General features: G+C 53.9%; 24 protein-coding genes. 5 read left to right on the plus strand and 19 right to left on the minus strand.

The features are described from left to right. Nucleotides 1–7: 7 nt before the first annotated feature. The 3 genes from JR338_00910 to nrdR all read right to left on the minus strand — a co-directional run bounded on the left by JR338_00910 (nt 8) and on the right by nrdR (nt 4,033). Nucleotides 8–832, minus strand: a complete 825-nt coding sequence (locus JR338_00910) for an alpha/beta hydrolase (GenBank protein ID QRN83348.1) — start codon at nt 830–832, stop codon at nt 8–10. A 117-nt stretch (nt 833–949) separates the two neighbouring features. Continuing rightward, nucleotides 950–3,553, minus strand: a complete 2,604-nt coding sequence (locus tag JR338_00915; GenBank protein ID QRN83349.1) for an adenosylcobalamin-dependent ribonucleoside-diphosphate reductase — start codon at nt 3,551–3,553, stop codon at nt 950–952. Nucleotides 3,554–3,577: 24 nt separating this feature from the next. Beyond that, nucleotides 3,578–4,033: a transcriptional repressor NrdR gene (nrdR, locus tag JR338_00920; protein ID QRN83350.1), complete on the minus strand. Its 456-nt coding sequence runs from the start codon at nt 4,031–4,033 to the stop codon at nt 3,578–3,580. 411 nt (nt 4,034–4,444) lie between these two features. Between nrdR and ptsP the strand changes: the two genes are divergently transcribed. Further along, entirely contained in the window at nt 4,445–6,184 is a 1,740-nt protein-coding gene (gene ptsP, locus JR338_00925; GenBank protein QRN83351.1) for a phosphoenolpyruvate--protein phosphotransferase, read from the plus strand. 227 nt (nt 6,185–6,411) lie between these two features. Here ptsP and ftsZ read toward each other — a convergent pair whose 3' ends face one another. The 16 genes from ftsZ to mraZ are packed head-to-tail and all read right to left on the minus strand — an operon-like array spanning nt 6,412 to nt 23,533. Then, nucleotides 6,412–7,566 (minus strand): cell division protein FtsZ, encoded by a 1,155-nt coding sequence (ftsZ, locus tag JR338_00930; protein ID QRN84321.1) that lies wholly within the window; start codon nt 7,564–7,566, stop codon nt 6,412–6,414. Nucleotides 7,567–7,611: 45 nt separating this feature from the next. Continuing rightward, on the minus strand, nt 7,612–8,841 hold the full coding sequence (gene ftsA / locus JR338_00935) for a cell division protein FtsA (protein ID QRN83352.1): 1,230 nt from the start codon (nt 8,839–8,841) through the stop codon (nt 7,612–7,614). 1 nt (nt 8,842) lies between these two features. Further along, complete coding sequence (locus JR338_00940) at nt 8,843–9,853, minus strand: FtsQ-type POTRA domain-containing protein (protein ID QRN83353.1); 1,011 nt, start codon at nt 9,851–9,853, stop codon at nt 8,843–8,845. Beyond that, on the minus strand, nt 9,853–10,956 hold the full coding sequence (locus JR338_00945; GenBank protein QRN83354.1) for a D-alanine--D-alanine ligase: 1,104 nt from the start codon (nt 10,954–10,956) through the stop codon (nt 9,853–9,855). The genes JR338_00940 and JR338_00945 overlap by 1 nt, the downstream gene beginning before the upstream one ends. Then, nucleotides 10,956–11,861, minus strand: coding sequence for a UDP-N-acetylmuramate dehydrogenase (murB, locus tag JR338_00950; protein ID QRN83355.1), 906 nt, complete (start codon nt 11,859–11,861; stop codon nt 10,956–10,958). Before murB ends, JR338_00945 begins: the two co-directional genes overlap by 1 nt. 22 nt (nt 11,862–11,883) lie before the next feature. Further along, nucleotides 11,884–13,251, minus strand: coding sequence for a UDP-N-acetylmuramate--L-alanine ligase (murC, locus tag JR338_00955; GenBank protein ID QRN83356.1), 1,368 nt, complete (start codon nt 13,249–13,251; stop codon nt 11,884–11,886). Further along, nucleotides 13,251–13,781, minus strand: coding sequence for a hypothetical protein (locus JR338_00960; GenBank protein ID QRN83357.1), 531 nt, complete (start codon nt 13,779–13,781; stop codon nt 13,251–13,253). Before JR338_00960 ends, murC begins: the two co-directional genes overlap by 1 nt. Continuing rightward, complete coding sequence (murG, locus tag JR338_00965; GenBank protein QRN83358.1) at nt 13,778–14,881, minus strand: undecaprenyldiphospho-muramoylpentapeptide beta-N-acetylglucosaminyltransferase; 1,104 nt, start codon at nt 14,879–14,881, stop codon at nt 13,778–13,780. Before murG ends, JR338_00960 begins: the two co-directional genes overlap by 4 nt. Next, nucleotides 14,799–16,007: an FtsW/RodA/SpoVE family cell cycle protein gene (locus JR338_00970; protein QRN83359.1), complete on the minus strand. Its 1,209-nt coding sequence runs from the start codon at nt 16,005–16,007 to the stop codon at nt 14,799–14,801. Before JR338_00970 ends, murG begins: the two co-directional genes overlap by 83 nt. 17 nt (nt 16,008–16,024) lie before the next feature. After that, the gene (gene murD / locus JR338_00975) at nt 16,025–17,416 is read right to left on the minus strand and encodes a UDP-N-acetylmuramoyl-L-alanine--D-glutamate ligase (protein ID QRN83360.1); all 1,392 of its coding nucleotides are present in this window, start codon (nt 17,414–17,416) and stop codon (nt 16,025–16,027) included. A gap of 4 nt (nt 17,417–17,420) precedes the next feature. Beyond that, nucleotides 17,421–18,416, minus strand: coding sequence for a phospho-N-acetylmuramoyl-pentapeptide-transferase (locus JR338_00980; protein QRN83361.1), 996 nt, complete (start codon nt 18,414–18,416; stop codon nt 17,421–17,423). Continuing rightward, nucleotides 18,416–19,837 carry a UDP-N-acetylmuramoyl-tripeptide--D-alanyl-D-alanine ligase gene (locus tag JR338_00985; protein ID QRN83362.1) on the minus strand — a complete coding sequence of 474 codons (1,422 nt, stop codon included), beginning with the start codon at nt 19,835–19,837 and terminating at the stop codon, nt 18,416–18,418. The genes JR338_00980 and JR338_00985 overlap by 1 nt, the downstream gene beginning before the upstream one ends. A gap of 11 nt (nt 19,838–19,848) precedes the next feature. After that, nucleotides 19,849–21,633: a penicillin-binding protein 2 gene (locus tag JR338_00990; GenBank protein QRN83363.1), complete on the minus strand. Its 1,785-nt coding sequence runs from the start codon at nt 21,631–21,633 to the stop codon at nt 19,849–19,851. Then, a complete protein-coding gene (locus JR338_00995; protein QRN83364.1) occupies nt 21,634–22,107 on the minus strand; it encodes a hypothetical protein in 474 nt (157 codons plus the stop codon). 17 nt (nt 22,108–22,124) lie between these two features. Then, entirely contained in the window at nt 22,125–23,066 is a 942-nt protein-coding gene (rsmH, locus tag JR338_01000) for a 16S rRNA (cytosine(1402)-N(4))-methyltransferase RsmH (protein QRN84322.1), read from the minus strand. 26 nt (nt 23,067–23,092) lie between these two features. Continuing rightward, entirely contained in the window at nt 23,093–23,533 is a 441-nt protein-coding gene (mraZ, locus tag JR338_01005; GenBank protein QRN83365.1) for a division/cell wall cluster transcriptional repressor MraZ, read from the minus strand. Nucleotides 23,534–24,004: 471 nt separating this feature from the next. Here mraZ and rplU point away from each other — a divergent pair, with 471 nt between their 5' ends. The 4 genes from rplU to JR338_01025 all read left to right on the plus strand — a co-directional run bounded on the left by rplU (nt 24,005) and on the right by JR338_01025 (nt 25,772). Further along, nucleotides 24,005–24,322: a 50S ribosomal protein L21 gene (gene rplU, locus JR338_01010; GenBank protein ID QRN83366.1), complete on the plus strand. Its 318-nt coding sequence runs from the start codon at nt 24,005–24,007 to the stop codon at nt 24,320–24,322. Between the two features lie 5 nt (nt 24,323–24,327). Next, a complete protein-coding gene (gene rpmA, locus JR338_01015) occupies nt 24,328–24,594 on the plus strand; it encodes a 50S ribosomal protein L27 (GenBank protein ID QRN83367.1) in 267 nt (88 codons plus the stop codon). Nucleotides 24,595–24,630: 36 nt separating this feature from the next. Then, the gene (rpmE, locus tag JR338_01020; GenBank protein QRN83368.1) at nt 24,631–25,110 is read left to right on the plus strand and encodes a 50S ribosomal protein L31; all 480 of its coding nucleotides are present in this window, start codon (nt 24,631–24,633) and stop codon (nt 25,108–25,110) included. Nucleotides 25,111–25,199: 89 nt separating this feature from the next. Next, nucleotides 25,200–25,772, plus strand: a complete 573-nt coding sequence (locus JR338_01025) for a thymidine kinase (protein QRN83369.1) — start codon at nt 25,200–25,202, stop codon at nt 25,770–25,772. Nucleotides 25,773–25,778: the final 6 nt, after the last annotated feature.

Below are 25,778 nucleotides of genomic sequence, written 5' to 3' on the forward strand. Positions count from 1 at the left end.
TTTTTGATTACGCAGGCAGGTTCCGCTTCAGGAACAGCTTTACCATCGTCAGATAGGGCTTATATTGCTCATAGCGTACGCAGTGCCCCGCGCCGCTGATATGTCCGAATTCGCAGAACCCCATGAGTTCCATAGCTTCCACGCCTACTTTGGGCGTCACGATCGCGTTGAGGGCGTTATCGCCAGCGATCAGCAGGGAGGGGACGTCAATGGCTTGGGCGATCTCTTGCCAGGCTGTCCGTTCCTGGGGGATATGATCAAAAATGGTGGGATCCATCTCAAGTTTCGATTCTGCCCAGGGCTCAAGGACAGCTTCTTCCCATTTACGGGCGTCTTTTCCTTTGGCCTTGATCAGTTCTTTGACAGTTTTTTCCTTCGCAGCAAGGTTGCCCTTTTTCCAATTCTGCAGGCCTTCCTTGATTTGCTTTTCAGTAAAGACTGTATCAGTCCAGGGCGGATCTTCCAGCACCAGGCAGCTGAGCCAGCCGGGATAGCGGGCAGCGAAACCGGCGGCTGTGGCAGCCCCCATTGAGTGTCCCATGACACAGGGCTTCTTCAGATCAAGTGCCAGGATGAGATCGTGCAGGTCCTCCACCATATTGAAGCGCTTTTTAGGATCAATCCGGGATGATTTCCCGTGACCGTAGGCGTCATACATGATCACATCATAATCGGTCTCCAGATCAGCGGCTAATTGCCCCCAGCAAAGTCCATTATCCGTGATACCGTGAGCGAGCACGATGGCAGGCTTTTCGCCCTTACCGGTCCGGGTATAGAAAATTTCGATGCCATCATCAACTTTGACTGTGCCTTGAGTCCAGTCCTTTGACATTTTCTCCCTCCGAGAAGTTGCAGTACATTTGGTTCAAGATTAAATTAATTGTAATCCTAATTTTCACAGAATCAAAAAACGGGCAAGAAACCTTGCCCGTTTTGATGGTTTATTGGATTAGCACTCGCTGTAGCCGCAGGTGTAGCATTTGCGGCAGCCCTCTTCGTTGACCAGAGTTGCCATGCCGCATTCAGGGCAGAGCTCACCGATGATCCGGTTACCCTGCTCGGGGGAGTCCAGCCCGTCCATAGGCAGGGTGGGGGCGTCTCTGAGGTCGTCTTCTTCTATATCAGCCTCGTTTTCCCAATGGCGGATGTAGAGGTATTCGTCCAGGGCCTTGGCGATGCCATCCGGCAGGGAGCGGACCCGGTTGGCACCGAAGCCCAGCGAACGACCGCCGCCGATGCCGCCCAGTTGATCCATGATGGTCTTGAGGCGTTTGCGGGGCTCAACGGGGGATGAAATCCGTAATAGGTAGGAAATCAATCGGCCAATTGCCTCCGAATGCGCAGCGGTCTCTGAGCCGGCCTTGGCGGTATTCACGAAGACCTCAAAGGGTTGGCTGCCGCCATTTTCATTGACGGTCACGAATGTTTTGCCCAGCGGCGTCTCAATCGAGTAGGTGTAGCCCTTCAGGTAGCGGGGGCGGGGTTTCTTGGTCTCACGCCAGAAGGGCAGCTGTTCCGAGACTTCTGCGAGGGCGGACTGTTCAGAATCCAGGGCCTCAATTTCGATCATCTCGTATTTCTTCTTGGCAGTCTTCTTGGTCTCAAGCACCACCTGGTCCCGAGAGCCGGTGACATAAACCGTGATGCCTTTGCAGCCCAATTCCCAGGCCAACAGGTAGGCTTTGGCGACGTCATCCGGAGTGGCAGTGCTGGGGAAGTTGATGGTCTTGCTGAGGCTGTTGTCCACAAAGGCCTGCATGGCTGCCTGCATGCGGACGTGTTCTTCGGCGTTGATGTCGGAAGAAACAGCGAATACATCTTTGATTTTGGCGGACAGGTTTTCATCTTGCTGGCAGGTGCCGGTTTCGATCACGGCATCAATAATGGCTTCACGGATACCCGGCTCGATGTTGGCGTCTTCCAGAGCCTTTTGGAAAAGCGGGCTGACATAGTTGAGTTGGAGGTCCTTGCCATTGTCGTTGACATGGCGGATGTAGGCCAGGGCGAAGACTGGCTCACAGCCATAGCCTTCACATCCCGCAACAGTTGCAATCGTTCCGGTGGGGGCGATGGTTGTCTGGGCGGCGTTGCGAATGCCATGCTTCTTGAGATCTTTGACGATGCCATCCCAATTGAGGTTGGGGCGTTCAAAATTCAGTTCGAATACATTGAGGGGAGTTGGCGGCTGCCATTTGAGCGCTTTGGGGTCATAGAGGCTGCCCTTGATCGCCGGGAAAGCACCGCGCTCTTTGGCCAGGTTGATGCTAGTCTTCATGGCATGATAGCGGATGAATTCCATTACCTGAGCGGCAAATTCTTGACCTTCCGGGCTGCCATAACGGATCTGGACGTGATAGAGTAGATCCGCCAGGCCCATCAGGCCCAGGCCGATCCTTCTGGCACGCAGAGCAGCTTCTTTTAGTTCGGAGACGGCGGGGACATAAGCGTTGGCGGAGACGACATCATCGAGGAAGGTTGTGGCTGATTCGACACTCTTTTGCAGGGTGTCCCAATCCACGGTATGGTCTGGACCGAAATGCTGGACTAAATTGACGGAACCCAGGCAGCAATTCTCATAGGGTCCCAGCCACTGCTCGCCGCAGGGGTTAGTTGCCTCAAGCCGGTAGAGGTGGGGAACGGGGTTCTGCCGGTTGGAGGCGTCCAGGAAGAGCATACCTGGCTCACCGTTGTGATGGGCCTGGATGACGATCTTGTTGAAGAGGTCGCGAGCCCGGATGGTCTTATAAGTCTTGATTGGGATGCCCTGCTCCATGGCGTCATCGAGATCGCCGTTGAAATCAGAATATTCCGGAGCGTTGACATCCGGGAAGCGCAGTTCCCATTCCAAATCTTCCTTGACGGCTTCCATGAAAGCATCTGTGATGCCGACGGAGATGTTGAAGTTCGTGATCGCGTTTTCGTCCGTCTTGCAGGTGACGAATTCTTCGATATCCGGGTGATCGACCCGCAACACGCCCATATTAGCGCCGCGCCGGGTGCCGCCCTGAGCGATCTCACCAAATGCTTCATCGTAAACCCGCAGGAAGCCGATTGGACCGGTGGCTTGACCGGCAGAGGATTTGACCAGAGCCCCGGAGGGGCGCAGGCGGGCAAAGCTGAAACCATTGCCGCCGCCGGTCTGCTGGATCAGGGCTGCGTTGCGCAGGGTGGTGAAGATGCCATCCCCACGGCGGCCCATGTCATCGGAAATTGGGAGTACAAAGCAGGCTGCCAGCTGCCCGAGGGGTGTCCCCGCTCCGGTGAAAGTAGGGGAGTTCGGGAAGAAGCGCTTCTCGGTCAGCATTGTATAGAATTCGCGGGCCCGTTCATCGATATCGCTGTTCCATTCTTCTTCTACTTTGGCAACATGATAGGCGACGCGCCAGAACATCTCATCGACGGTTTCGACCGGTGCGCCATCTTTCCCGTGCCGGAGATAGCGCCGGGCAAGCACCTCGCGTGAGTTGTTGGATAGTTCAATGGGCGGGATACCTTCAGGAACAGGTGGTGTTGAAAATAAACCAGTCGATGGAAGACCAGCTTTGTCAGCCATGGGAAGACTCCTTGATGATTACAATTAAAATTCTTCGGATAAAAGACGATCGATTTCGCCGCGGATGGCGTGTAAGTCATCCAGTTGTAAGTAAACAATGGCGTAGCGAATGTAAGCAATAAAATCGAGTTCCTTGAGCCCCTGGATGACCTGGTCGCCAACCACACGGGATGAGACCTCAGATTTGCCCATTCTTTGAAGGCGGGATTCGATTTCGCCCGTCAGACGTTCGATATCCGCCGCTGAAACAGGTCTTTTGGCACACGCAATTCGGATCCCTGCTAATAATTTGTCCCGGTTGAATTCCTCTCGAGTGCCGTCCTGCTTGATGAGGAGAGGGGTCGCCAGGATGGGTCGCTCCAAAGTGCTGAAACGCTCACCGCATTTCAGGCACTCGCGTCGCCGCCGGATGCCGCCGGGGGCATCTTTGGTTGTGTCAACGACTTTGGATTTTTCATACTGACAATAAGGACAAAGCATAGAGCCCCTTCGTGAAGCAATTATTGGCATGAATAAACGTACCCCTATATATGGGGGTGGGTATAGTGCGGCCCCCTACCCGTCAGGTAGAGTATTATTTTAGCATAGCGCTATAGTGGAATCAAGGAAAGATTCGCATATAATTCTTAAAATTTCGGTGTTTGCCTAACTTTTTAATATGGCGGCCTGACAATTAAGGGGAAAAATCGCTGGGCTCTTAAAACCAAATTAAAATGTTTAGAAAAGCTTAACAAGATTTGAAAAATCCGGTTGACAAGGTTAATGTTTCAATAATGTCAAACTTCATGTTTTCTATGACATGGCCCCAAAAAACCCAAAAATCTGACCTCGCGCAAAAAAACGGGATTATACTAGACGCTAATATTATATCGTTTTCAGCAGGAGGAACCTTTGATTGGTAAAGAGAGCAAGACCTTGAATGGTATCCCAGCAGCACCTGGGTTGGCACATGGCAAGACCGTTATTGTTACGCAGGAAAAGCTGGATATCCCCAACTACGAAGTCCAGGACGTTGATAAGGAAGACCAACGATTGCTGGATGCCTGCGCAAAAGGGCAGGAAGAACTTTCAGCTTTTAAGGACGAGGTGGGGGAACGTGCTAAAAGCGATGAGGCTCAGATTTTTGAGGCCCATCGGATGATCCTTGAAGATGTGGCCCTTCTGGACCGGGCAAAGAAATCAATCCAATCCGGCGTCAATGCAGAAAAAGCCTGGATGGATTCCATTGAATACTTCGCTCAAATGATGGAAGCAATTCCGGATGAAACCCTGAGCAGTCGTGCGGTGGATATCCGCGATGTCGGCCGGCGGGTACTCGGACACCTCCTAGGCATTTCGGTTGGCGGAACGGTTTTAACCCATCCTGCGATCATTCTAGGTGATGACCTGACTCCCTCAGATACTGTCAGCCTGGATAAAGACCTTGTCCTCGGTTTCGCCACTGGTCGTGGCGGTCCTACCTCCCATACGGCCATTTTGGCTAAAGCTTTTGGGCTCCCGGCAGTTGTCGGGTTAGGCGAGGAAGTTCTTTCCATTCCAAATGGCACCATGGTCATGGTGGATGGCAATCTGGGATCCGTGATGGTCACTCCTGATGAGGCGACCCTTTCCGCTTTCATTGAAAAAGAAAAAGTTGCCGAGGAACAACAGGCAGTAGCCCGTGATGCTGCCCAGGCAAATGCTGTGACAGCGGATGGCGAACGCGTGGAAGTGGTTGCCAATGTAGGGGGCATTTCGGATGCGCCCCTGGGAATCCAGAACGGCGCTGAAGGCGTTGGACTCTTCCGGACTGAATTCCTCTATCTGGATCGCAATGCTCTGCCAACCGTGGAAGAACAGGTTGAAGCTTATAAAGCTGTCTTTGATATCTATGCCGGACTGCCGATCGTGGTTCGGACGCTGGATATCGGCGGCGATAAAGTGATCCCCTATCTGGATCTACCTAAAGAACTCAATCCCTTCCTGGGATGGCGCGGCGTCCGGATGTTGGATGGCGCCGAGGATATTTTCCTGCAGCAGTTCAAAGGCTTGTTACAGGCTGGCGTTGGCGCCGACTTACGTATTATGGTCCCGATGGTTTCCGGCCTGGCAGAGATCAGGGCGGCGAAAGCTGTGATGGAGAAAGCTAAGGCTGAATTAAAAGCGGAAGGGAAGCCCTTTACGGATACGGTTCAATTCGGCATCATGATTGAGGTTCCCTCGGCAGCTTTGATGGCAGACCGGCTGGCAAAGGAAGTGGACTTCTTCAGCATTGGCACCAACGACCTGACCCAATACACCACCGCAGTGGATCGCACCAACAGCAAGGTGGCTCATTTGGCCAACCCGTTGAATCCTGCGGTGTTGACCTTGATCAAACGGACCATTGACTGCGCCCATGTTGAGGGCAAGTGGGTAGGGTTGTGCGGTGAACTGGCGGGTGAACCCCTGGCTGCGCCAATTCTCCTGGGTTTGGGACTGGACGAATTTAGCATGTCCCCGGCTCGGGTGCCATTGATTAAACGGGTTATGAAATCCCTGCGTAAAGCAGATTGTGTTCCCTTCGCGGATGAAGTATTGACTTATAATGATGCCGAAGAGGTGATGAAGGCCAGCGAAGCCTATTTAGTGAAATTAGGCATCGAACTTTAACCAACTTCGACATTTAAATTGACTTAACAGAAAAACGCAGGCTGCAATCCTGCGTTTTTCTTTTGTCCAATACCGTTAATCGAGAAGCGAGGAGTTAATTAACCGGTATAGTTTGTTGCGAGAGGCGCGTACCAGGCATACCAGTCGCCTGGTAAACAATCGACCCTCCGAATAGGCTCAATGAGTTGAGCAGCATTTTATTGTGTTAACGTCAGTTCAGTAATAAATTAGTTCTGGCTGCGTTTGCGCAGGAATGCCGGCACATCCAGATCGTCGGTGTTGATCCGGGTGGGGAACTCGTAGGTGTCCCTGCGGGGTTCGTAAGTTTCTCCGGTATTTTCCTCTTTTAGAATACCGTCCAGGGGGCGTTGCTTCGCATAGGTGTTCTGTTTAGTCTCGACTTTGGTCTCCCGGCGAGTGTTGATGCTATTGCCTTCGAATCCAGTGGCGATTACAGTGATCCGCAGTGCATCACCCAGGCTCTCATCAATCACAGCACCAAAGATCAGGTTAACCTCGGGGTGGGCAGTTTCCTTGATGATGGCAGCGGCCTGATTCACCTCAAAGAGCTTGAGGCTGTCGCCGCCGGTCACGTTGAAGAGGATGCCGCGAGCGCCATCGATGGTGACGTCCAGCAATTGGTTGGAGATAGCCTGTTCGGCTGCCTTGATGGCCCGATCTTCACCGGAAGCCTGGCCGACAGCCATCAGCGCTGCGCCGCCTTCGGACATAATCGTGCGGACATCGGCGAAGTCCAGGTTGATCAGACCGGGGACGGTGATCAATTCGGAAATACCCTGGATGCCCTGGCGGAGAACGTCATCGGCGACCTTGAACGCATCCTGCAGGCCGGCCCGGTTATCAACGATCTGTAACAGGCGGTCATTGGGGATCACGATCAGGGTGTCGGCGTGTTCTTTGAGGGCAGCTGCGCCGATTTCAGCGGAGTTGGCTCGATGGGTGCCTTCAAATGTGAAGGGGCGGGTGACCACGCCGATGGTCAAGGCGTTGATCTCCTTGGCGATCTGGGCCACTACGGGGGCTGCACCGGTGCCGGTACCGCCGCCGAGACCAGCGGTCACGAAGACCATGTCGCTGCCCTTCAATACTTCATATAATTCCTCAGCCGATTCCTCGGCTGCAGTCCGGCCGATCTTGGGATCACCGCCTGCGCCGAGACCGCGGGTGGATTTATCTCCAATCCGCACACGGACCTTGGCTTTTGAGAACTGCAAAGCCTGGGCGTCGGTGTTGACAGCGATGAATTCGATGCCGGTCAGACCTTCATCGATCATCCGGTTGACAGCGTTGCAGCCGCCGCCACCGATTCCCACAACTTTGATCCTTGCAAATGATTCAGGTTGTAGATTCCTATCCATGATTAACTCCTCTGTTTATGAACAAATTGATCAATAATTCTGACTATCTCAGGGCAAAAGCCGCCTGAGTAGATCCTTAAGTTGTTCGGACCAGTTTTTAGATTGTTTTGGTCCGTGACGCTCGATAAATTGACTCGAATCACTCATCAGGAGCGCCCATTGCAGCAAGCCCACGCTGGTGGCGAAAGCCGGTGAGTCGAGCTGATCGATCAGACCGATCAGATTTTGCGGTTTGGCGATTCGGGTGGGGAGGCCCATTACCTGGGAGGCCAGTTGGCGGCAACCTGGAATCAGGCTAGAACCGCCTGTGAGGACCACACCAGCCGGCAGGAGGCCGTCATAGCCTGAGCGGCGGATCTCTTGGAGCACCAGGTAGAAGATCTCTTCCATGCGGGCTTCGATGATGTTCGCCAGATCTGCCCGGTTGATCCGTTCGGGGTTATCCACGCCAAAGCTGCGGACGGTGAACTGTTCTTCGGGGTTCACAGCGGACTGAATGGAGTGACCAAATTTCAGTTTGACTTCTTCGGCTTGGGCGATCGGCAGCCGCAAGCCATGCGCTATATCTGAGGTGACATGGTTGCCGCCAACGGCCATCACCATTGTGTGCCAGACATCGCCGTCAATGTAGATCGCCATGTCGGTTGTTCCTCCGCCGATATCCACAACGGCCACACCCATCTGGCGCTCCGTCTCGGAGAGCACCACTTCACCTGAAGCCAGGGGATTGAGCACGAACTGCTGCACTTCGATCCCTGATGCGCCGACGCATTGGCGAAGGTTCTCGACTGTTGAGGCTGCTGCGGTGATGATGTGGGCTTCCACTTCCAGCCGGTAGCCGTGCATACCGATCGGGGTGCGGATGCCATCCTGGCCGTCGATGGTGAATCCCCGCTGGATCACATGGATGATCTCGCGGTTATGGGGGATGGCGACAGCCTGAGCTGCGTCGAGTGCCCGGTCAATATCTTCGATGTCCACGATGCCGCCGGTGATGCCAACGACGCCTCGGCTGTTGATCGAAGAGACCTGAGAGCCAGCCAGGCTGACCAGAGCCGCATTGATCTCAAAACCTGAGGTGCGTTCTGCTTTTTCTATCGAGCGGGAGACAGCCAGTGCGGCAGCATTGAGGTCCACAACGGTCCCCTTACGGATGCCCTGGGAGGGTTCTATGCCCACACCCAGAATACGGAGGTTGTCGCTTTCTTCTACGCGGGCAACCAGGGTGCAGATTTTGCTGGTACCAATATCAATTCCAACAATGATGGGCTCTTCCATACTACGGCTCCAGTCGATAATAAGGTGCTAAAAGGAATTCGAGGCTGATCAATGACGGCGTCAGGTTCTTGGCTTGCAATTCTGTGATGATCGTTTCGTATTCCGCCAATTTCAGGTCAATATTGCTGATGTCGCTGCCGAAATAGACCAGCCAGCCGCTGGGATCCTGCCAGCCAAGGCCAAATTCTGGGTCATACTGCAATGTGCTGCCTTCCGGCAGATAGTTTTGCAGAGCGAACAGGGCATCGATGAATTCCGGCGTGGTCTGCGTCAGGCCTGTGGTCAGTTCAGCGACATCCGCTTCTGAAATATCCTCGGTGTCTTCAAGCGCTTCTGTCATAGCCGTGGGCGGGTTACCGGCAGCGACCACTATGAGGGCCACTTCCGCTTCACCACGGGGATAGAACATCACGCCTTCATCGTCGATCCAATAGCTGTTCTCGGGTTCCAACCAAAGGACAAGCGGTTGTCTTTCGGTGACTTTGATCGTGAGCGATGCCGGCAGGCCGGCAGAAACCTTCGCTGTTTTGATGCTGGGGAAGATCTCGGTGACCTGGGTGGCGATCTCCTTGGGGTTGATCGCAACAATGGATTTCCCCGAGATCCCGAGTTGGGAGAGGATGATATCCGATGTCAGCCGTTCCGCGCCTTCCAGGTTGATGGCGTTGACGGAGAAGACATTCAGGCCCGTGAAGGTGATGACAACCGCCAGAGAAAGTACGAAGATCGCACCCGAAATCAGCCGCCACCCCAGTTTGATCTGGGGGAAGGCAGGCAATTGCAGCTCAGCGCCCCTGTTCTTGAGGGGGACGTTGACCTTATTGCGCTGCCGGTTGATCACCGGGGTCGTGGTGGAGGGCGTCCGGCGGGTCACAGGCACCTGACGGGTGGGCTGCTTGCGCGTCGCATTGGATCCAAAGGTGGGGGCCTTTTGGACCTTCGGTTGGCTTTTCTGCCGGCGAGCACGGACTCTTTCAGCCCTGCTCTTTTCCTCTGACGGACGATTTGCCATTAACTACGGAACTCCCTTTCAGTCTGGTCGCGCTGGGCTTTACGTTCCAGCGCCAGGTCAATCAATTTCTCAATCAGTGCTTTATAGGGCAGGCCGGTGGCCTCCCAGAGTTTCGGGTACATGCTGATACTGGTGAAACCGGGGATCGTATTGATCTCGTTGAGATAAACCTTGTCGGTTTCCCGGTCGACCAGGAAATCCACCCGAGCCATGCCGGCGCAATCCGTAACTTTGTAGGCCCTGATGGCAACTTCTTGCAGCAAGGCAACCATTTCATCTGAAACATCAGCCGGAATTAGCAGATCGGCTGTGTCATTGATGTATTTTTCCTCATAGGTGTAGAAGGTATCCTTCGGCACAATTTCGCCGGGGATGGAGGCTTTTGGTTCTTCATTGCCCAGGATGCTGACCTCGACCTCACGGGCCAGGTCCACGCCTTTTTCCACCACGATCCGGCGGTCAAAGGAGGCGGCCTGTTTCATACCTTCCATTAGATCGCTGCGGCTGGTGCATTTGCTGATCCCCACCGAAGACCCGAGGTTGGCGGGTTTGGTGAAGAGCGGGTAAGGGGCGATGGCCTCCGCCTGGTCCAGGCAAGTATCCAGATCCTTCTCAATATCCGTACGGTTGAAGATCATATACTCCAACGTAGGAATTTGATTAGCAATCATCACATCCTTGAACAGGCCCTTATCCATGCAGGCAGCGGAACCAAGTACGCCGGCGCCAACATAGGCGACATCGGCCAGTTCCAGCAGGCCTTGCAGGGTGCCGTCTTCACTGTAGGTGCCGTGCATTACAGGGAAGATCACATCCAGCCTGGAGTAGAGTTTCATCTCGCCGTCCTGCAGGGTGTAGATACCGGGATCCTGCGGCCAGGGCAGGAAAACGGCTGGGACCAGGCTCTCATAGCGTTCATTCTGGATTAGATTCCAGAGATTCTCGCCAACCAGCCATTGTCCCTTGCGTGTGATCCCAATTTCGATCACATCGAATTTATCCCGGTCAATTACCGAGAGGACTGAACGTGCTGACATCAGTGAGACTTCATGCTCACCGGACCGTCCCCCGTAAATCACACCGAGTTTTAATTTCTTATCCATTAATCAAATTCACCTATTAATTCGATTTCGGGCTCCAATTCGACCCCGAATTGATTTTTGACTGTTTCCTGGGCCAGTTTCAGCAACTGGTAAATGTCCTGAGCCTTGGCGTCTTCCAGGTTAACGATGAAATTCGCATGGACCGGGCTGATCATCGCCTGTCCAATGCGTTTTCCTTTCAAACCTGCAGCTTCGATCAGTCTGCCGGCATAATCATTGGGCGGGTTCCTGAACATTGAGCCCATGGATGCGCCGGGGGGCTGAGTGCCCTTGCGGTGAGCCTGGAATTCGGAAATCTTCGCCATAGCTTCCTCACGGTTGGTGGGGAACAGGTTGAAAACCGCTGACAGGATCACCACAGGCATCTGCTCACGTTTCAAAATGCTGCTGCGATACTGGTAGGCTAGTTTTTCGACCGGCCAGTCTTCCACGCCTTTTTTTGCGTGCAAGATTTTTGCCACTTTTAAGGAAGCTGCCACATCGCTGCCATGAGCGCCGGCGTTACCGTAAACAGCGCCGCCGACCGTTCCGGGGACGGGTGCTGCCCATTCCATACCGCTCAGGCTCTTACGAGCCGTCTTACGGGCAACGGTACCCAGGATCACACCCGATTCAGCTGTGACGGAGGGCGATTCGGACTCCGAATCGATCTCAAGGTTATTCGCCCGATTGAGCAGGATCACATGCTCCAGGCCGTGATCGCTGACCAGGATGTTCGACCCGCTGCCTAACAGGCTGAAGGGCACATCCAGCGACCATAAGGTCTGGGCGGTTTGCACCAGTTCATCGAGGGTGCTGATGGCGATCAGAGCCGGCACGGGGCCTCCCACCCTGGCGGTGGTGAAATTGGCCATGACGGCATCTTCCTGCATCGCCTCGCCAAAAACCTCTCTGAGTTTAGCCAATGTTGCACTTTTCATCATACTTTTAACCAATTTCCTTGGCAGTAAGCTGCTGATAAACCGACTGACTGACCTGGGTGGCATCTCCGGCGGAGAAAATGATCAGTACGTCATTCGGCTTGATCTCTTGTAATAAATACTCAGTTGCAGCCCCAAAATCATCCAGATAGGCTGCTTTTCCTGCGGGCAGGGCATCGGCGATGACCCTGGCACTGTAGCCGGGATCTTTCTCTCGGGCAGCGTAGATCTTCAAGACACCCACCCGATCGGCAATCGCCAGGGCGCTGATGAATTCAGCTTCCAGGGACTGGGTCCGTGAATAAGTGTGTGGCTGCCAAATGGCCCAGATCCGGTGATTCTGGTAGCGGGAGTGGGCTGCCTCAAGGGTGGCCGCAATCTCAGTGGGGTGGTGGCCGTAGTCATCAATGATGGTTACGCCGCTTACTTCACCCAGAACCTCAAACCGCCGTCCTGCGCCTGTGAAGGCTACCAGGGCCCGAATTGCGGCTGGCAGGTCCAATCCTAGCTGATGGATTGCGCCCAGTGCACCCGTAGCGTTTAGCACGTTGTGCCAGCCGGGGATGGCCAGTTTCACTTGCCCAAGAGCCTCATCCCCGTACATCAATGTGAAAGTTGGCCAGCCATCCACTATGACGTTGTTGATGGCCCGGTAATTGACTTCCGGCCGGCTGCCATAGGTCAGGATTGACTCCTCAGCGCTCATTTCCTCCCCGAGTGAGGCGGCACCGGGATCATCCTGACAGACAAATGCCAGCCCGTCCGATCGAACTTTCCCCAGGAAAGACTTGAAAGCTTTCCGGTAATCCCGTGGGGTGGGGAAGCAGTCCGGATGGTCATGCTCCATATTGGTCACGATTGCGATTTTGGGCGCAAGGCCGAGGAACATGTTGTCATATTCGTCCGCCTCGATCACAAAATAGTCGCCCTGACCTGCATGGGCGTTACGATTCAATTGATTGACCACGCCACCGGCGATGAAACTAGGATCCAGACCCATCTCGATCAGCATCCAGATCAGCATGGTGGTTGTGGTGGTCTTGCCGTGCGTCCCTGCCACAGCGAGCACGTCCTGCCCCTGGGTGAGCTCTGCCAGGAAATCCGAGCGCTTGAGCACAGGGATCTGGTGTGCCAGGGCATACTGCACTTCAGGGTTATCATCCGGCACTGCCGAGGAACGAACCACCAGATCGGCGCCTGACACCTGTTCGGAAACATGACCGACATAGGTGGTTGCGCCCGCTTGGGTGACCGCATCGAACAGAGGCGAGGCCTGGCGGTCGGAGCCGCTGACCTGATAGCCTTTTTCGAGGAGGACCCGGGCGATGGCGGAGAGTCCTGTCCCGCCGATGCCGATTAAGTGCACGTGTGTCATTAGATGAACACCACCAAAATAAAGATAAACGAGATTGCCACTGCGATATAGATCACTGGCGATTGCAGCCAAACGGGCGGCAGCGTTTTAAGCAGTGAAGCCGCTTTCAATCCAGCTTCAGTCACCTGATCTGGAGCGGTGATCCACTTGAAAGGATAGCCCGCGAAGTCGAGATAATACCAGGCCGTCCCAAAGATCATGTAGCCATTGACAGCGCCCAGGAAGATGCCCAAGAGGACGTCCTGGAAGCGGTCGCGGATGAATTTTCCGGAATCGATCAGCCGGGGGATGTTTGGCCCCTGATAACCGAAGAAGGTCAGCCCGGCGAGGATGCCGATCCTGAGCCAGAACTGCGAGTTCGGGTTGACATTGTCCCGCACACCGGGGATGAAAGTCTCAAGAATGGTGATCACAAAGATTGCCACGATCACACCGGATGTGACCAGAATTTCCTTGGCCCAGCCCCGCATCGCACCGATGATGGCGAACAGGACAACAAAAATCCAGAAGAGTACCGAAAGACTGATCACGCGTCACCTTTACTTTCCGGCGTTTCGGCCATTTCGTTGACCAATGCAGCGATCTTGAACGCCGCCTCAGGGGTTGCCAGGCTGGTCATTGCTCGGCTCATGCGGGAGAGCCGCTTGGGATCATTGATCAGATCCATCACGAGGCCCAATAACTTATCATCCATTTCCTCGTCCCGCAGGAGGATCGCTGCGCCGTGGTCTTCCAGGAAGGATGCGTTCACCTTCTGGTAGCGCCAGGCGAAGGGATAGGGTACCAGAATGGCTGGCAGCCCAAAGAGGGGATACTCGCCGAGGGTGGAGGCGCCTGCCCGAGAGACGATCAGGTCGGCTGCGGCAAAGGCAGCGCCCATCTCATGCAGGTAGGGAAAAGCCTGATAGTTCTTTGCCAGATGAGCAGGAAGCTGTTGGGCTTGTTTATCCAGAACCTCCCAGTCGAGGTGACCGGTAAGGTGAATGACCTGCATTTTCTCCAAAAGCTGCGGCAGGACCTTCATCAGGGCTGTATTGATCGTCCGGGCGCCTTTGCTGCCACCGGTGACGGTCAGGGTGGGCAGATCGGCGGTGAATCCGAAGTAATCCAGCGCTTTTTCCTTATCCCAATCCTTCAAATCAGACCGAGTTGGGTAACCGGTGACGGTCAGCTTGGATTTGTTGGGGAAGTAGGCAGCGGAAGTGCCCGTGGTGAGGGCAATCCGATCCGCAAAGCGGGCCAATGCCTTGAGCGCCATGCCGGGTTCAATGTCAGGGACATAGAGCAGGGAGGGGCGCCGCAAAGCAGCCACAGCCATCGGGAAAGCGACGTAACCGCCTGTGAAGAGCAGGACATCTGGATTGAATTCCCGCAGGATTCGCGCCGAAGCAAAGAAGCCCTTGAGCAGCTTCCAGATGTTTCCGGGCAGCCGTTTCAATCCCACGCCATGCACGCCGGCTGCGGGAATGGCCTTAAATGGAATCTCTCGTCGCGTCACCAATGTTTCCTCGATTCCACCACGGCCGCCGACCCAAAGGATTGAATCCTTATCTAGTTCCAGGGCGTCGAGAACGGTTTCTGCGGGATACACTCCCCCGCCCGTCCCGCCGGCGCAGATCAACAACCGCACTGTGGGCACTCCTTTCCTCAGATTTCTGAGTCATGGATACTCTTGATATATTCATTACAATACCAAGCGATGTCAGGGTCACCAGCATGCTGGAGCCGCCTGCACTAATCAACGGGAGCGCATTACCTGTGAAGGGTAAGAGCCCCACGATAACAGCCATATTCATCAGGGCTTCAATCCCGATCCAGGAAGTCAGCCCAAAAGCGATCATCGAGCCTAATTGATCCGATGCATTTTTAGCAATCACCAAACCCCGCCAGATCAACAGGACGAACATTCCTGCCAGGAACAGCCCGCCCAGGATGCCGGTTTCTTCCGCCACGACGGCGAAGATGCTGTCTGTGGGGGCCAGGGGCAGCCCGGTGAACTTGGTGTCCGCCTGTCCGATCCCAACCCCGAACCAGCCGCCTTTGACGACAGCTTCCAGCGTGCGCTGGATGTGGTAGCTGCTCTGCAAGGGGTTGTTCAGGCCAGTTAGGTAGGAGGACAAGCGCTCACGTCCGGTGGGGTAGAGGTACATTAGCGGGACGCCTACCAGCAATGCCAGAACAAAGACCAGCAGAATGACTTTCCAGTCGCCACCGGCCAGGAAGAACAGGATCACGCCCAGCATCAGGATGGTGACTGCGGCGCTCAAGTCGGGTTGCAAGAAGATCATGGCGAAGGTCACACCCAGGATGATGACCAGCGGGATATAACCCAGCTGCATGTTATTTAGGGTTTCCTTTCGGCGGTAAAGCCAGAAGGAAAGGTAGATCACGATCACAGCCTTGGCCATCTCGGAGGGTTGAATAGAGCCGCCCAACAGGTTACGAGTTGCTTCATCGCCGGCGCCGTGGTTCACAACGAGGACTGCGAAAAGCAAGGCCAATGTGCCCAACCCAAGGGGAACCAGGATCTTCTGGTAATGGTGATAGTCAATCAGGCTGGCTGCAATCGCAGCTACCAGCCCCAGCAATACCCAAAGGATCTGACGTCCAAAGAGGTACGTGGGTTCTTCGCCCATCAGGATGGAGAAGTCCCAGCTGGCGGAATAGACCATCAACAAACCAAAGACCACCAAGACGACCACGATTAGAAGCAACGGGACGTCAAAGGGCAGCCGGTGAGACCGGGATTTGCCCATCTTTGGTCTTGTCTGGCTTACGTAAGTTCCTTCACCCATTGTGTGAATCGCTTTCCACGTTCTTCAAAGTCAATAAATTCATCAAAACTCGTGCCACCAGGGGAGAGCAGGACGATATCGCCCGGTTCTACTCGTTCAGCGGCTTTTTGAACAGCTTCTTCCAGTCCGGCGCAGCAATCAATTGTGTATGGCCGTTGATCGGGGATAACTTCGCCTATTGCATCGCAGATCAGATCCACAGTCTCACCAAAGACGACCAAATGATCCACTTTTTGATGGACTAGGTTGGCGAATTTACCCCAGGGCAGGTCTTTATCCCGTCCTCCGGCCAGCAATATGATCGGCCGGTCAAAGGAATTGATAGCGGCAATGGCCCGTTCCGGCGCAGTGGCGATGGAGTCGTTGTACCAATCGGCCCCGCCCCATTCCCGGATGAATTCCAGGCGGTGGGGGATGCCGGTGAAGTTTACAATGCCTTCATAGATAGCTTGCATTGAGAAGGAGGCCGCAGCGGAGATGGCAATGGCAGCCAGGATGTTATAGAGGTTATGTGTCCCGGGCAGGATGATCTGATCCGCTTTGATGATCTTGGCGATCTGGCCGCTGGCCTGCAGATAGAGCTTGCCCCGTTTATAGAAGGTCGCATCCTGTTTGTTATGAGGTTCATTCACGCCGAAGGTGATCAGACGACCTTTGATCTCGTTATAGATCTTGCGGGATTGGGTATCATCCCGGTTGAGGATCGCAATGTCATCCGGCCCCTGGTGGGTCAGGATGTTAGACTTGGCGGATGTATAAGCTGCCATCGTCTTATGGCGATCCAGGTGGTTCGGCGTCAGGTTCAGGATCACAGCGATATGCGGAGATTTGGTCATGATCTCCAACTGGAAACTCGAAAGTTCCATCACTGCAATGTCATCTTCCTTTATCTGATCCAGATATTGGATCAGCGGGTTGCCGATATTACCGCCGACCCAGGCTTTGTTATTGGGCTTGCGCTGCTGGTAATGCAGCTTGGCGATTTCACCCACCAAGGCAGTCGTGGTGGATTTCCCGGCGGACCCGGTGATCCCGATCACGGGGCAGGGGGTCTCTTCCAGGAAAATTTGGGAGTCATTTGAAAGCGGGATTCCCCGGTTCTCGGCTTCAAGCACTATCGGCAAATCCAGCGGTACGCCACCGGATAGGCAGACCAGATCAGTGCCTTCCAATATCTCAAAGGGATGGCCACCTGTCACCCAGGTGATATCCAGATCGGAGAGTTCCTGTTTGGTTTCAGCTAACAGGCTGTCCTCTCGGCGGTCATTGAGGATGACCCTGGCGCCTTTTTGTGCCAGATAGCGTGAAAGCGCTAACCCCTGACGGGCTGCGCCAATCATCACGACTTGTTTTCCGTTCCAATCTATCATCTACTTACTCCACCAGAATTAAGGCTATGCCTAACATGGCACAGACCAGGCTGACCAACCAGAAGCGTTGCACGACTTGCGTTTCGCTCCATCCCAGTAACTCAAAATGGTGATGCAGCGGGGCCATCTTGAAGAACCGCTTGCCTTTGGTCAGTTTGAAATAGCTCACTTGAATAACAACGCTCAGCGCTTCGCTGACGGGGATGACGGCGATCAGGGGGATAATCAGCCACTGACCGGTCATCAAGGCGACCACGCCGAGGGTGGCGCCAAGCGCCAGAGAGCCGGTATCGCCCATGAACAGCAGGGCGGGATGGACATTGAACCATAAAAAGCCAAACAGGGCGCCAACTAACGAGAAGCAGAACCTTGCCAGGAAAGATTGCCCCTGAACGAGGGCAACCATCCCAAAGGCGGCGAAGGCTGTGACCGAGATCAAACCGGCCAGGCCATCGAGCCCATCGGTGAAGTTCACAGCATTCGACATTCCTACGATGATCAACACCGCAATCGGGATGTAGAACGGGCCAAGGTTGATGGCTTCTTCCCAGGTGAACCAATAGAACTGCGGAACGACGAGAATATCTCGAAGCACGAATGCGATTCCAATGGCGAAGATCACCTGGATGATGAATTTGGTGCTGGCACGCATTCCAAGACCGCGCCGAGGGCCACGAATGCCTTCCCAGTCGTCGATCATACCCAGGAGGGCATAGGCCCACATGGTGAGCACGGGGAGCAGCACCGAACGCCCCAACAGGTTGAAGCCGAAAATGGATACCGCGTTGAATAAGATCGTCAACAGGGTGACCGGGAGCATAAACATGATCCCACCCATCGTTGGTGTGCCCATTTTTACGAAATGCTGGTCTGGACCATCTTGGCGCACGATTTTGCCAATCCGCCAGACTTTGAGCAAGCGGATCAGTGGATCTCCCCAAATTACGGTCATCAAAAAGCTCAGACCGCTGACGGCGATGATAACGGAGGTATTCTCCATTATTTTCTCCCTTCCAATGCGGCCAGAATCTTGGTCATTCGCATACTATTTGAACCTTTGATTAGTACGGTATCGCCATCTTGAACCAGTTGGATGGCGGGTTCGCAGGCGGTTTGGGCATCAGGATACCACTGCAGGTGGGCTTCATTGAAGCCGTTCTCCAGGGCGGCTTTGGCAGTCTTTTTTGACCTGGGGCCGACCAAAATCAACTGATCTGCGGCTGTGGCAGCCACTTTGCCGACAGATTGGTGCCCGGAGGTCTCATATTGCCCCAGTTCGAGCATATCTCCCAGGATGGCGACCCGGCGGCCGGATAAATTCTGCAGCAATTCCAGGGCTGCGACGGTGGATTCGGGGGCTGCATTATAGGTATCATCCAGAATGGTGATATCACCGGGCAGGTTCACCCGGCGCATACGGATATCTACCTGAGCGCTGCCCAATCCGGCTTCAATTACCGGCCATTCCATTCCTTCCGCCAAAGCGACACCTACGGCCCGAAGGATTGTATAAACGGAGAACTCTCCCATCAGTGGGGAGTGGATTTTATGGGATGTTTCCCGGTAATTCAATACGCAGGAAAGGCCATCCAGTCCATGTGATTGGATACTGCTGGCCGAGAGGTTCGCATCACCTTTGATCCCATAGGAGAGGACTTTCGCCTGAGTTCTGCCGAACATGTACAGCACCCAGGGATCGTCACTGTTCAGCACGGCCACGCCTTTAGGCGCTGGCGGCAGGGATTCAACCAATTCTGCTTTACCTTTGGCGATGATTTCCTGTGAGCCGGCCCGTTCTGCGTGAACGGTGCCAATATTGGTGACGACGCCGACCTGGGGTTGGGCGATCTCGCACAGCAGGTGAATCTCACCCGGAACGTAGAAGCCCATTTCCAAAACGGCATAATCATGCTCGGGGCCAAGTTCTAACAGAGTCAGGGGCAGGCCAATCTCGTTATTGCGGTTGCCTGCGTTTTTCAATACGTTGTATTTTTGTGATAGCAGGCTGGCAATCAACTCTTTGGTTGAGGTTTTGCCCACACTGCCGGTGATTCCAATCACACGCACGTCATGGATACTGCGCCAGTAAGCTGCGACTTTCTGCAGTGCGCTGAGAGCATCATCCACCCGTAAACAGAGCGGGAAGGCGATTTCTTCCACAACGGGCAGGGTTTGGCCGGGTCGCAGGTCCAGAATATTGAATGCTGCACCCATATCCTGATCAACCAGGGCCAGTACTGCGCCTTTATCGAAGGCGGCCTGCACAAAGTCATGTCCATTGACATTTTCGCCGGGCAGGGCAATGAAGAGGCTGCCAGAGCGAGCGTCGCGCGAATCGATCACCACGCTGCTGATGTGTATCTTCAGCGGGCTGATCTCCTCATTTGTGAGGGCAAGAATGATGTCGTTGAGTTGAATCACAATTCTTCCTTCTAATTCGCGCTCATTTCAGCCCGGACAGCGTCCGGGGGAATCTTCATTAGTACGACCAGCTGCTCCACAACGTTGCTGAATACCGGGGCGGCTACAACCGAACCCCATTTTGAGATACTGGGCCGCTCCAGCCAGACATAAACCACAAATTGCGGATCATCTGAGGGACCCCAGCCAACGAATGAGGTGTTGGTCTCATCGGTGGTGTACCCCAGTTCCGTGGGAATTTCCGCTGTACCGGTCTTACCCGCGATACTGTAGCCATTCACCAAAGCTTCGGAAGTTTCTTCTTCCAGAGCGACGGTGAGCATTTTGGTCAGGGTCTGGGCCGTCTCAGCAGAGATCGGGTTGCCCATGACCTGCGCAGCGACATCATATTGCTGGCCGTTATCGACCACACTGCGCACAACATGAGGAACCATCATCTGCCCGTCATTGGCAACGGCTCCAATTGCCATCACCATTTGGATGGGGGTCACGGCAATACCCTGACCAAAGGAGTTGGCCGCCAGATCCACCACCACCCATTGGTTGTTGTCCGGAAGGCGGAGGGGGTAATTGGCTTCGCCGGCCAGGTCAATGCCTGTGCTGCGGCCAAAACCAAAAGCCTGTACATATTTATAGAAATCTTCTTCGCCGAGTAGATCTACGGCAATATGCGCCAAACAGACGTTCAAAGAGTGCTGCATACAGCCGGTCATGTCCTGTTCGCCCCAGGCGCCGCCATCCCAGTTATAGATGGGCCAGGTGTTTTCAACCCAATAGACGCCATAGGTGTCTTCATAGGTTGTGGAGGGCTCCACAGCGCCCGCGTCCAGTGCGGCGGCCATTGTGATGACCTTGAATACAGAACCTGGTTCGTAGGCGTCCCCAATGGCACGGTTGTAGGGGGTAGGGTTGGGGAAGGTCTCTTCGTAGGTCCAATATTCATTGGGGTCGAAGGTTGGCGTGCTGGCCATGCCTAAAATGTCACCGTTTTCCGGATCATAGACAATGATCGTGCCGCCTTCAGCACCGGACCATTCAAGGGCATCTGCCAGTTCTTTCTCGATCATGGCCTGGATATCGCGGTCAATGGTCAGGATCAGGCTGGCACCGTGGTCAATATTGGGCAATGCCTCGACCTCATAAGGGTCATTGGGTACAAAAACGCTTTCCGGCTGGCCGGTCAGCAGGCGGTTATAGGTTTCTTCAACGCCGTAAACACCCTGAGCGGTCTCCCGGGAGAAATAGTTATAGAATCCGAGGACATTTGCAGCCAGCTCATCTTCAGGATAAGAACGTTGCTCCATACCCGTCCAAATCAACCCGGAAAGGCTGGGGGTAGAGGTTCCCGTTTCCCGGCGGCGTTCTGTGTAGCTATCCTTCAGAGCCTGGAGTTCATCCACGGTTTCTTCATCCACATAGCTGGCGAGGACGAAGTAGCGGTTCTCGTCTTCGCCATTCTGAAGGGTGCTGGCGAGCGAGAAAACGTCTGCATATTCCAAATCCAGCAGGCTGGCTGCGGAGAAGGCGATTGATTCGGGGTCGGTCACAAATTTTAGATCGATCCCGATCTCGTAGCCGATCTGGTTGGTCGCCAGCACATGGCCGTTGCGGTCATAGATCGTTCCGCGGGGTGGGTAAATAGTCTCTTCAAAGCCCTGGTAGCTTGCGGATTTCTCGATCAGCTCCTGGGCGCTGCTGCTGTAATTGATCCGGATCATCTGAAAGACGATCCCCACGCCAAGAATGGCGCAGGCCGCCATCAGGATCACATATCGCATGTAGAAGGGAGGTTTCATCTAGTTGCCTCCCTCGGTCAGGTTATTGGAACCCATCCAGATATTGTTCACGAACCAATCCCAGAGGGAAGAGGTGTATGAATCCTGAATGATAGGGGTTTGAATGATCGTGTTTGACCGGGGTGGCGCGAGGACAACCCCAGCATCTGGGTCGAGGCCGGGAACTTCAACGTAGATGGCTGTTTCGGGGTCCAGCATATGGAAACCCAGCTCTTCCGCCCGGGCCATCATTTTTTCTGAGGATTGCGCCTTGGCAAGTTTGGTCATCAGGTCGGAGATCTCATTGGTCATAGTTTCAATGTCGCTCTCCAGCCCCTGGACGCTCCGCCCTGCTGCCGCTGCCTGGCCATTAACGCTGAGATACAAGCCGGCGATGGTGGCAACCAGCACCAAAGCAAGCAAAAATAAACCAATCCATTGGACTTGGGTTCGCCAGGGTGCTTGCTTATAGGCTTGTATGAGGCGTTTTTTCATCTTCTTCTTCCAGCGGTCTAAATTTTCTCAGCTACTCTCAGCTTAGCGCTGCGAGAGCGGGGATTCCTGCGCATTTCCTCTTCCGTGGCGCTGATCGGCTTTCGGGTCAGCACTTTGAGGGTGGCTTTATGCCCACAGGTACAGATGGGTTGGCTGGGAGGGCAGATGCAATCTTTGCTTTCCTGCTTGAAGAATTGCTTGGTGAGCCGGTCTTCGAGCGAATGAAAGCTGATGATGGCAATCTTCCCGCCAGGTGCCAGGCATTCTGTCAGTGCCGGTAAAGCCTGAGAGATCGTCTCCAACTCTTGATTGGTGGCGATCCTTAAAGCCTGAAATGTCCGGGTTGCCGGATGGATATGAGGGTCATATCCGGCCGGGACAGCTTTTTTGATCAGAGCCGCCAGTTCTCCGGTAGTTTGGAAGGGCCTGGCAGAAACGATCGCCCGGGCAATTCGCCTCGAATATCGTTCTTCACCGTATTCGTAGATCAGGTCAGCGAGGGACTTCTCGTCCAAGAGATTGACCAGATCCGCTGCGCTGGTGCCGCCGGCGGGATTGAAGCGCATATCCAATGGGCCGGATTCTCGGAATGAAAACCCACGATTTGGGCGGTCGAGTTGCATTGATGACACACCCAGATCGAGCAGGATTCCATCCACGGGTCCCCAGCCAATTTCCTCGAGGACAGCGGCGGCGTCCCGGTAGGAGGCCTGGCGCAGGATCACTCTATCCTGAAAAGCGAAAAGACGCTGACGAGTGATCGCCAGCGCTTCCGGATCCAGGTCGAGACCGAGTAATCTGCCCTGTGGCGCTGAGGCTGTCAGAATGCCTTCAGCGTGGCCACCAGCGCCGACTGTCCCATCAAGATAGGATTTACCAGTCTGCGGCGCTAAGGCACCAAGGACTTCTTGGTAAAGAACTGGCTGGTGGGGGAAATTATCGCCAGGGTTTCCGGCGATTGCTCCCCCCCCATGTTCTGAGGCGTTCACGGTAGGGTAGTTAAATCCAGGGGTTTAAACCGTTGCTCATTCGCTTCAACATCATTCAGCGACGTCTGCTGAACTTGCCAGTTTTCTGGTGACCAGAGCTCAAAATATTCCCCATTGCCCACCAGAATTGCGTTTTCTTTGAGATTTGCAGTATCCCTCAGAAACGCAGGTAATAAAACACGACCGGCTTTGTCGAATTCGATCTTCTTTGCGTATGAAAAGAAGATCCTGCGGAGTCTGCGGCTGTCCGGGTCGAGTATACTGATACCGCGGATGCGTTCAGCTAACAACTCGTACAGCTCAAGTGGGAGAGCTTGCAGGTTACCATCATAGCCCTGGGTGATGACCACGCAATCGCCAAGTTCCTCGCGAAATTCTGCGGGAATGGTGATTCGTCCTTTCTCATCGATATTGTGCTCGTATTGTCCCAGGAACATCTGTTCTAAAGCTCCTATTACCAATGGTGCGCCGGATCCTCCGGCGCTCCACTGCGTCCCACTTTTCTCCACTTTTAACCACTAGTGCCTAAAGTATAGCGTAATTAGGGTTTAAAAGCAAGTAAAATTGGGCGTACTATAATATTTCAGATGTGATTTGTCTGATTTGGGAAATGGACTTTTTAACCGGTATTTAAAGGTAAGGTACTTCATTTTTATGGTCACTCGCTATTGATTGCCTTCATTATAACACTTTCGTAACCAGTCGTATCAATGCCCTGATAAATATATGAAGCAACATGAAAAGTATGCCTGGAATCCTGTTGACATCCATTGACGAAGACATTATAATGATGTACCTTGCCCCGGCGAGAAGTTTATGCTGGGGTAGTATCATGTAACCCCAACTTTCCCGATCCCTGGCGGTGACACGCGAGCGAGATTGGTTAAGTGAAGATTGGAGTAATAGAAATGAAATTTGTTATTGTCGAACAAGGCGGCAAGCAATACCGTGCTGCTGAAGGTGAGACGATCGACGTCGATCGTTTGCCAAATGAGGTGGGTGAGGCGATCACTCTGGAAGATGTCCTTTTGTCCGTAGATGACGATAAGGTCGTTGTTGGCACCCCGCTAATCAAGGGCGCCAAGGTCCAGGCGAAAGTTCTCAATCATTTCAAGGGTCGCAAGATCCTGGTTTTTAAGTATCGCCCGAAACAACGCTATCGCGTAAAGACGGGTCATCGTCAGCAATACACGAAGCTGCTGATTGAATCGATTGGATTGGAGTAGGAAAAATGGCTCATAAAAAAGGTGGCGGTTCCTCACGAAACGGTCGTGACAGCCAGTCGCAACGACTTGGTATCAAAAAATTCGGTGGTGAATACGTGATCAGCGGCAATATCATTGTCCGCCAGCGCGGCACCAAGATCCACCCCGGCTGGAATGTCGGTATGGGTAAGGATCATACACTTTTTGCAACAACCGAAGGTCTGGTTCATTTTGAGACGATGCCCGGTGGCCGCAAAAAGGTTCACGTTGTTACACTCCCTGAGGATGAATAACACGTATTCACTTTTTGAAAGGATCAAGACGAAATTATGAAGAAAGATATTCATCCCCAATACTATCCTGATGCGGTGGTGATTTGCGGTTCCTGTGGCAACACCTGGACAACCGGCTCAACCCAAAAAGAAATCCGCACAGAAGTCTGCTCCAATTGCCATCCCTTCTATACTGGCCAGCAGCAGCGCATTCTTGACCGTGAAGGTCAGGTGGATCGCTTCTACAAACGGCTTCAGGCTCGCAAGGATTACCTCGAAGACAAGAAGGCCAAGGAAGAAGAAAAAGTATCTCCCGATCGCCCGATCGAAGAACTTGGTTTGGGTACCCGGGTTGAAAAGGCCCTGACCGAAGCTGGTATGAAGAATGTTGGTGACGTTTTGGAACGACTTGAAGGCGGCGAGCAGGCCATGCTGGATATCAGCGGCTTTGGTCGCAAGTCCTTGATTGACCTCAAGAAGGCCCTGCGCCAATTGGGTTACAAGATTCCGGATGCTGCGGAAGAAATCACCGTCTAATTCCAGAAACAAAAACGAAAAATGGTAAACTTAACAGGCAGATGAAACTTCATCTGCCTGTCATTTTTTATTTCATAGGGAGAGGGTTTATGCCACATCATGTCGGGTCATTAGAAGTCATTTGCGGGTCAATGTTTTGCGGAAAGACGGAAGAACTCATCCGGCGCCTGCGTAGGGCTCAAATTGCCAAGCAGAAAGTGCAGGTCTTTAAACCGGTCATTGATAATCGATATGATCAAATGAAAGTCACCTCCCATTCCGGTTTGGATGTGGAGGCAGTTCCGGTTCGATCGTCTGCCGAGGTATTGGCAAAATTAGACCCCGATGTGACAGTTATTGGCGTGGATGAGGCCCAATTCTTTGATGATGGCATTGTGGAAGTTGTAGAAGAACTGGCCGATAAGGATCTGCGAGTGATCGTCACAGGGCTGGACCGGGATTTCCGGGGCGAGCCATTTGGCTGCATGCCGGAATTGATGGCTCGGGCCGAAAAGGTGGATAAACTGCGGGCGATTTGTATGGTATGCGGTGAGGATGCCAGCCGGACCCAGCGGCTTGTCAATGGCGAACCAGCCCGTTATGATGATCCGATTGTTGTCGTTGGCGCACAGGAGATGTATGAGGCGCGCTGCCGGAAGCACCACAAGGTCCCCCGAAATTAAAGGATA

The sequence above is a fragment of the Chloroflexota bacterium genome, assembly GCA_016887485.1.
Taxonomy (GTDB): Bacteria; Chloroflexota; Anaerolineae; order Anaerolineales; family Anaerolineaceae; genus Brevifilum.

What these genes read in the sequence shown, in the direction of transcription:
- JR338_00910 (QRN83348.1), bottom strand. Translation starts at nt 832, where the DNA reads ATGTCAAAGGACTGGACTCAAGGCACAGTCAAAGTTGATGATGGCATC.
- JR338_00915 (QRN83349.1), bottom strand. Translation starts at nt 3,553, where the DNA reads ATGGCTGACAAAGCTGGTCTTCCATCGACTGGTTTATTTTCAACACCA.
- nrdR (QRN83350.1), bottom strand. Translation starts at nt 4,033, where the DNA reads ATGCTTTGTCCTTATTGTCAGTATGAAAAATCCAAAGTCGTTGACACA.
- ftsA (QRN83352.1), bottom strand. Translation starts at nt 8,841, where the DNA reads ATGGAAGAGCCCATCATTGTTGGAATTGATATTGGTACCAGCAAAATC.
- JR338_00940 (QRN83353.1), bottom strand. Translation starts at nt 9,853, where the DNA reads ATGGCAAATCGTCCGTCAGAGGAAAAGAGCAGGGCTGAAAGAGTCCGT.
- JR338_00945 (QRN83354.1), bottom strand. Translation starts at nt 10,956, where the DNA reads ATGGATAAGAAATTAAAACTCGGTGTGATTTACGGGGGACGGTCCGGT.
- murC (QRN83356.1), bottom strand. Translation starts at nt 13,251, where the DNA reads ATGACACACGTGCACTTAATCGGCATCGGCGGGACAGGACTCTCCGCC.
- JR338_00970 (QRN83359.1), bottom strand. Translation starts at nt 16,007, where the DNA reads ATGGGCAAATCCCGGTCTCACCGGCTGCCCTTTGACGTCCCGTTGCTT.
- murD (QRN83360.1), bottom strand. Translation starts at nt 17,416, where the DNA reads ATGATAGATTGGAACGGAAAACAAGTCGTGATGATTGGCGCAGCCCGT.
- JR338_00980 (QRN83361.1), bottom strand. Translation starts at nt 18,416, where the DNA reads ATGGAGAATACCTCCGTTATCATCGCCGTCAGCGGTCTGAGCTTTTTG.
- JR338_00990 (QRN83363.1), bottom strand. Translation starts at nt 21,633, where the DNA reads ATGAAACCTCCCTTCTACATGCGATATGTGATCCTGATGGCGGCCTGC.
- JR338_00995 (QRN83364.1), bottom strand. Translation starts at nt 22,107, where the DNA reads ATGAAAAAACGCCTCATACAAGCCTATAAGCAAGCACCCTGGCGAACC.
- mraZ (QRN83365.1), bottom strand. Translation starts at nt 23,533, where the DNA reads ATGTTCCTGGGACAATACGAGCACAATATCGATGAGAAAGGACGAATC.
- rplU (QRN83366.1), top strand. Translation starts at nt 24,005, where the DNA reads ATGAAATTTGTTATTGTCGAACAAGGCGGCAAGCAATACCGTGCTGCT.
- rpmA (QRN83367.1), top strand. Translation starts at nt 24,328, where the DNA reads ATGGCTCATAAAAAAGGTGGCGGTTCCTCACGAAACGGTCGTGACAGC.
- rpmE (QRN83368.1), top strand. Translation starts at nt 24,631, where the DNA reads ATGAAGAAAGATATTCATCCCCAATACTATCCTGATGCGGTGGTGATT.
- JR338_01025 (QRN83369.1), top strand. Translation starts at nt 25,200, where the DNA reads ATGCCACATCATGTCGGGTCATTAGAAGTCATTTGCGGGTCAATGTTT.